The sequence below is a fragment of the Algoriphagus terrigena DSM 22685 genome, from assembly GCF_000429445.1.
GTDB classification, from domain to species: domain Bacteria; phylum Bacteroidota; class Bacteroidia; order Cytophagales; family Cyclobacteriaceae; genus Algoriphagus; species Algoriphagus terrigena.
In genome coordinates, this window is record NZ_AUBW01000037.1 from 21,798 (window position 1) to 28,435 (window position 6,638).

A 6,638-nucleotide genomic window follows, 5' to 3' on the forward strand; every position below is an offset into this window, starting at 1 on the left:
GGGCCCGATAAGCTTTATCCAAAGGATTTAGAGCAGGGTTTTCAACCGCGAATCTGCCCCTCACCCCGCACCACCCACTTGTAGCTCGTCAGCTCATTCAAAGCCATCGGGCCGCGTGCGTGGAGTTTTTGGGTGCTGATGCCGATCTCAGCGCCCAGCCCAAACTGGTTTCCGTCGGTAAAAGCCGTCGATGCATTGGCATAGACCGCCGCAGCGTCGACTTCCAAAAGAAACCGGTCGATGTTGGCCTGAGTTTCGGATACAATCGCCTCCGAATGCTTGGAGGAATAGTTGGCAATGTGATCCAGCGCTTCGTCCAAATTTTTCACGGTCTTGATCGCCATCTTCAGACTCAGGAACTCAGTGCCAAAATGGCTTTCATCAGCTTTCTGGATGAGTTCGTGCCGCTGGAGATGGGCAAAGGCTTTTTCATCAGCGAAGATCTTGACATTGTCCAGCATCAGCGGCAGCACTAACTCTCCCAACTCGTCCAGCAGCTCTTCGTGGATGATCAGACAGTCCAGCGAATTGCAGACGCTGGGACGCCGGGTTTTGGCATTGTGGATGATCTTTTTGGCTTTGGCCAGATTCGCAGATTCGTCCACATAGGTATGGACGATTCCGGCACCTGTTTCGATCACGGGCACCTTTGCATTTTCCCGGACAAAGTTGATCAGCCCCTGAGAGCCTCTCGGAATGATCACATCCACATAGCCGACCGCTTCCAGCAGGGCTTTCGTAGCGGCGCGGTCGGCAGGCAAAAGCTGGAACGCCGACACCGGCAAACCGTGCTTTTCCAAGACTTGATGGATCAAACTGAGGATAGCGCGATTGGAAAAGTCGGCGTCGGACCCTCCCTTCAGCACCAGCCCGTTGCCGGACTTGAGCGCCAACGTGAACACGTCAAACGTGACATTGGGGCGAGCCTCGTAGATGATGCCAATGACGCCAAGCGGCACGGTGACCTTGGTCAGCAGCAGGCCGTTATCCAGTTTTTTCTCTTCCAACACATGATGCAGTGGACTTGGGAGTTGCATTACCTGGCGGATTTCAGAGGCGATTCCGGCGATTCTAGTCTCCGTGAGCAACAATCGGTCATACATCGGATTGGAGACCTCCATCCGATCAAGGTCTTTTTTATTTTCCTCCAAAAGGAAGGCAGTTTCCCGTTCGGCAAGCGTAGCCAAGTCATTCAGGATCAGTTTAACCAAGTCGTTGTTGACTGAAGTTAATCTTCTGCTGCTTTTTTGGACTTGCTCAAAAAGGGGCGTGAACTCATTCATGATCGAAAAGATAGAGGTAATCGTAGTGAATCAGAGGCTTTTGGTTTTTTTCTCCCATGCGTTCCATCGCAAGTTTGGAGGCGTATTCTGCCCGGCCAAGGCCGATTTTATGGCCGCTTTCGTCGCGGATCAGCAGGATATCGCCCTTTGAAAATTCCCCCGTGATTGTGGTTATGCCGACTGGCAGAAGGCTCCGGATCACCGAGGTAGACAGTGAGTTTTTGGCGCCTTCGTTGACCGTGATTTCGCCCTTGTAATATTGCGCGCCATGAGCCAGCCATTTCTTGGTGGCATTCTTGACTTTCTGCGGCTCAAACCAGGTACAGCGAAGTGTTCTCGCCTGAAACTCGTCCAAGACTCCATCCCGTTTGCCATTGGCGATGATAACCTGAATGCCCAGATCGGCGGACTTTTTGGCCATGGTGTACTTGGTCAGCATGCCGCCGCGGCCAAAGGACGACTTGGTGGCTGAGATATAGTCGGAGACTTCCGGCATGGAGACAGCGACTTTTTCGACCAGTTCGGAGCCTGGATCAGAGGGATTGCCGGTGAAGATCCCATCCACGTTAGTCAACAGCATCAGCGTATCGGCATTGATCATGGCGGCGGTCAGACTGGCCAGTTCGTCGTTGTCGGTAAACATCAACTCGGTGATCGTCACCGTGTCATTTTCATTGATGATTGGCAAGATGCCCTGCTGAAGAAGCGCCTCGACACAGTTTTTCATGTTGAGAAAATGCTTCCGGTCGCGAAAATCTTCCTTCGTGACCAGGATTTGGGCGACGTGTAAGCCGAGATTGCCAAAGAACTGCTGGTACTGATTGATCAGCCGGATCTGGCCGGTCGATGCCCATATCTGCTTCTTGAAAACCGGGTTGAGCTTTTCCGGCAAGGGAATGGATTGCCTGCCAAAGGCAACCGCTCCGGAACTGACTAGGACGACTTTTTTTCCGGAGGAAATCAGATTTTGAATCTGGATGACCAGATGACTCATCCTGTCCAAGTCGGGCAATCCGTTGGACTGGGTAAGGACATTCGAGCCGATTTTGATTACCAGGGTCTTAGAATCAAGCATCATTGAAAAATTTGCATGAAAATAGGGAAGATGCTAGGGAATTGCTAATTGGGAAGGGAAGATCGGGGATAGATGGAAGAAGGTCAATTGACCTTCAATTCAATATTCGACGTTCGATATTCGAAATTTATAAATAATGAATATCGAACGCTGAATGACGAATGTCGAAGATACTTGCATCGTAAATCAAAAATCCCAAATCACAAAAACGCCATACTCATCGTGCCGACGAGCATCAGGACCTTGGCAATGGTACTCAGTTGGGTAAAGTGTTTTTTGCGGTCAGCCTGGTAGATTTTCCACATAAACCAGACAAAGACAAGCCCTAGAATCCCGAAATAGGCAAAAAGAACGGGGCTGTTGATCTTGAAAGTCACGATCAGGATCGAGCAGACAAAGCCCAAGGCAATCAGGAAAATCACCTGCTTGGTCTTTCGAAAGCCAATCGCGATGGGAAGGGTGCGGCAGCCGTGCTTTCGGTCGCCCTGTCGGTCTTCGATGTCCTTGATGATCTCCCGGATCAGGTTGAGGAAGAAGGCAAAGATCGCATAGGTCAGGACCAACAGCTCGGATTTTTGATAGTAAAAGGCCACGAGATAGACCGAAAAACCCGTGAGAAAAGCGACTGTCAGGTTGCCGATGAAGGGCTCTCTCTTGAGTTGGTTGCTGTAGAGCCAAAGCAGAAACGCCGCGAAGAAATTGACGGCGGCGATCTTGGGAGAGACGAGGTAGCCGAGTCCGATCGCGGTGAAATTCAGGAGTGAATGCAGAAAGATGACTACACGTCGCTTGATGCGTTTCCCGACAATCACCTCGTGGGGGCGGTTGACATAGTCGATCTTCACATCATAGTAGTCGTTGATCATGTACCCGGCGGCGGTGATCAAGACAGTGGCAAAGACAAGCAAGAACAGTTTGTAATCCTGAAAAACCGGAAGACCCGAAGTATCTGTTTCGACCAAAAAGTAGGCGGTCATTAGCTGAGCAAAAGCAACCAGCAGCAGGTTAATGGGCCTGCTGATGCGGAACAATCCACGAATGGAGATTCTTTGCTCGATGCTCAACGTGTTCATGGTTTAAAATTAGGGTAATTCATTCACTTCCCGTCGTGACTGGAAAGAAACGGACAGCGTTGGCTGCGTCGGTTCTGATTACTTCTGCTGTTGGAGACTTGAGGTGATTAAGCCGTTCAGCTTCCCGGTATTACGGGATAAGGTAGGAAAATAACCAGCGGATGAGAAAGGAAAACAAACCGGGAAGCGGTCTATTTTTTCAGTAGCTCCAGTTGTTCAGGGTTTTCGATGACCTGCTCCTCATACATCAGTGTCCAACCCATGGATTTGGTGAGGACATAGAGATTGGTAAGCTCTACCATCAGGCGTTCGCGGGAGTTTTCCATCAGGTCTGACTTCTCGATCTGAGTTCGGATCTGCGCAGTGACGGAGTTTTTGATCTTGTTGTAGTCCTTTGCTTCAAATGAGTTGAAGTAGTCCTGCGTCACGTCGTAGTATTCGATGTCCGGATAGATGTTGAGGACAGGCTCCGGGATTTTTTTCAGGATCAGGGTTTTGTTTTCGGCGTCGATTTCGGTTTCCAGTTGTCGGAGATCATACTCTACGGTGGCTTTTGCATTGACCACGACCAGCGCTTTTTTGTCCGAAGTCCAGAAATTCAGGAAGAGGCTTTGGGAGTTTTTGAAAGTAAAAACCTTGGAATAATAGCCCTCTGTGACGATCAGCTTTCCGACTTGCAGGACTTGCTTTTGGATCAGCTCCGAACTCGAACGGAGTTCTTCGCGCTCCTGCTTTGCGTTGAAAAAATACCAAATCCCCAAAAGCACGACCACCGCGATGAGAAAGCCAAATGCAATTCGTTTCATAGATCACCTGAAAAATTGAGACCTGAAATTGTGCAAAATTCGAGGGCTATCCAATCGCTGCGGGATGCAAGTTTCTGAAAAAAGGTGAAATCGGAGGGTTTTGGATGGAATGACAATCCCGGGAGATAGGAGGTCGCGATTTCAAATCGCGACCTTCTAGGCGGTTCTCGTCAATGTCGGTCGGGATTAACGATCCATTGCGGCATCAGACGCCCAAGCTGATTCTCCTGTCCTGCGGTCTGAAATGCCAGGAGACAATGGTCAGCATCAGTAGCAGCGTAGGGCCGAAATATTCAGAGGCTGTGTCGCCGACGGCTAAGTGTGTGAAGATCGCGCCGGACATCAGGAAGAAGCACCCGGCGTAGGCCCACTCTTTGACCAGAGGAAACTTGGGGACGAGGACAGCCACTACGCCCACCAGCTTCCAAATCCCGATAATGGGCAGAAAATACTTGGGATAACCGAGTGTGGTCATTTTTTGAACCTCTTCGTCCATCATGATAAGTTGGACAATTCCAGTAGAGACCATGCCAAGTGAAAGCCAGAGCGTGGCGACCCAGTAGATGATTTTATTTCGCTTTTCCATGTAGATGTTATTTCAGTTGGCTTAAGATTTCTTCCAATCGGTTGTGGGCCATGTTGAGGCCTTGCTTGAATGGCAACTTGAGCTGGGCGGCACGGTGCTCCGCGGAGCGATAGACGATGTGCATTGTTAGCTTGCTGCTCGTGTCGCTTGATTTTTCAAATTCCAAAAACTCCAGTTGCACGCCGATGGGTGCGTTTTCCATCTCAAAAGTCCGGGTAATTGCTTTGTTGGGGACCAGTTCGTGGATGGTGCCGTTGGCGCGGAAGACCACATTTCCGTCGTAAGAGGTCTCAAACTGGTAGCTGCCATGGGGTTTGCTTTCCAGTTTCAGGACTTTGGTTCCCATCCACTGTTCGACTAGGTTGGCTTCCGTAAAGGCTCTGAAGAGCAGCTCTACCGGAAGCTCAAACTCCCGGGTGATGACGAGATCCTGTTGCTGATCCTTGGCAGTTATCTTGGTTTTGGCTTCCATGCTATTGGTCTTTTAAGTTTTTCATGAGGTTTTCTAACTTGTTGAATCGCTGCTCCCACAGCTGTCGGAAGGGCTCTAGGAAGTCGGCGATTTCTTTCATCTTCTCGGGGTGGAGCTGATAGTAGACCTCCCGCCCGTGTTGCTCCTGCCGCAGCAGTTCGCACTCGGTGAGGACCTGGAGGTGCTTGGATACAGTCGGTCTTGCCGTGTCAAAATTGGCTGCAATTGCTCCCGCCGTCATGGCTTGCGAAGCGACTAGCAGCAGGATCGCCCGCCTTGTCGGATCAGCGATCGCCTGGAATACGTCTCGTCTCAGATTCATTATGAAGTCATTTGGCTACAAATATATATGTAGCTATTTGACTACGCAAATTTTTCTTAGATTTTTTGAGATGGCCTTTTTAAAAAAATGATTCGCTTATCCGATGTCGGATGGGGATTTCGAGGAGGCTGCCGCCGGTCTGGTCTGAAAAAAATAAAATAAATCTCAGCCCATCCTGTGTGGAAAGATCATTGGGTTGAGATTTATTGTATTGTATAATAGTTACTTACGCTTCTTGGGTTCGTTGTGCTTTTCCTTCTTGTTATGGGTCACATCGTCGCCTTTTCTGTGTTGTTCCTCGCGTTCTCTGCTGTCAAGATCGTCTTTGTTTTCTGGTCTTTTGTTAGACTTGTTTGGTGTTTGAAGTTGAGGCTTCATGTTTTTCTGGGAGGTCATTGGTTTCGTTTTCATAGCTAAATGAATTTGTTGTACATGGAAAAGAGGTCAATAACGTGCCAGTTTTTATCATGGAAGTCTTAGAACATAAGGGGTAAGCTCCAGGGTGAAAAAATGCTCCTCTGGCGTCGGTTTTCCAGTTTTTACAATAGGACAAAGACCCAAACTTAAACATTTCTACATTGTCGGTACGAGTCGGAGAATGGCCGAAATGGGGATATTCATGGATGAATTGTGTATTGAAATTCCTGAATTCGGCGGATTTTCCGCTTCAGACCAACGACATAAAACTTATATGAATTAGGGAAATTCACCCACAGCCATGAAAGTCGTAAAAGGAGTTACCACAACTTATTTACGATATGGACATGATAGAATTTCCCCAACTCATTGAACGAGGCTGCGGCCTTGATGTTCATCGCGACACGGTAGTTGCCACCGTTTCAGGAAAAGATCTGCCAGAGCAGACGTTAACCTTTGCCACCCATACCCAGGATCTGGAGAAGCTGATCGGTTGGCTTCAAAACCAAGGAGTAACCCATGTTGCTATGGAAAGCACAGGCGTTTATTGGAAACCTGTGTATTATGTTCTGGAAGGATATTTTGAACTTTTGGTCGTAAATGC

9 protein-coding genes are annotated in these 6,638 nt (G+C 48.9%); 1 reads left to right on the forward strand and 8 read right to left on the reverse strand.

Annotated elements, in window-relative coordinates:
- Positions 1–41: 41 nt before the first annotated feature.
- The 8 genes from G459_RS0123020 to G459_RS0123055 form a co-directional block, all read right to left on the reverse strand.
- On the reverse strand, positions 42–1,283 hold the full coding sequence (locus G459_RS0123020; protein ID WP_026969715.1) for a glutamate-5-semialdehyde dehydrogenase: 1,242 nt from the start codon (positions 1,281–1,283) through the stop codon (positions 42–44).
- On the reverse strand, positions 1,276–2,358 hold the full coding sequence (proB, locus tag G459_RS0123025; RefSeq protein WP_026969716.1) for a glutamate 5-kinase: 1,083 nt from the start codon (positions 2,356–2,358) through the stop codon (positions 1,276–1,278). Before proB ends, G459_RS0123020 begins: the two co-directional genes overlap by 8 nt.
- Positions 2,359–2,558: 200 nt before the next feature.
- A complete protein-coding gene (locus G459_RS0123030; protein WP_051315385.1) occupies positions 2,559–3,431 on the reverse strand; it encodes a geranylgeranylglycerol-phosphate geranylgeranyltransferase in 873 nt (290 codons plus the stop codon).
- A 191-nt stretch (positions 3,432–3,622) separates the two neighbouring features.
- Complete coding sequence (locus G459_RS0123035; protein WP_026969718.1) at positions 3,623–4,237, reverse strand: DUF4230 domain-containing protein; 615 nt, start codon at positions 4,235–4,237, stop codon at positions 3,623–3,625.
- 205 nt (positions 4,238–4,442) lie between these two features.
- Positions 4,443–4,823, reverse strand: a complete 381-nt coding sequence (locus tag G459_RS0123040; protein WP_026969719.1) for a DoxX family protein — start codon at positions 4,821–4,823, stop codon at positions 4,443–4,445.
- A 7-nt stretch (positions 4,824–4,830) separates the two neighbouring features.
- Positions 4,831–5,295, reverse strand: a complete 465-nt coding sequence (locus tag G459_RS0123045) for an SRPBCC family protein (protein WP_026969720.1) — start codon at positions 5,293–5,295, stop codon at positions 4,831–4,833.
- A 1-nt stretch (position 5,296) separates the two neighbouring features.
- Positions 5,297–5,617, reverse strand: coding sequence for an ArsR/SmtB family transcription factor (locus G459_RS0123050; RefSeq protein WP_026969721.1), 321 nt, complete (start codon positions 5,615–5,617; stop codon positions 5,297–5,299).
- A gap of 222 nt (positions 5,618–5,839) precedes the next feature.
- Positions 5,840–6,028: a hypothetical protein gene (locus G459_RS0123055; RefSeq protein ID WP_026969722.1), complete on the reverse strand. Its 189-nt coding sequence runs from the start codon at positions 6,026–6,028 to the stop codon at positions 5,840–5,842.
- 347 nt (positions 6,029–6,375) lie between these two features.
- Between G459_RS0123055 and G459_RS0123060 the strand changes: the two genes are divergently transcribed.
- The coding region (locus G459_RS0123060; protein ID WP_026969723.1) for an IS110 family transposase at positions 6,376–6,638 on the forward strand (263 nt) is incomplete at its 3' end.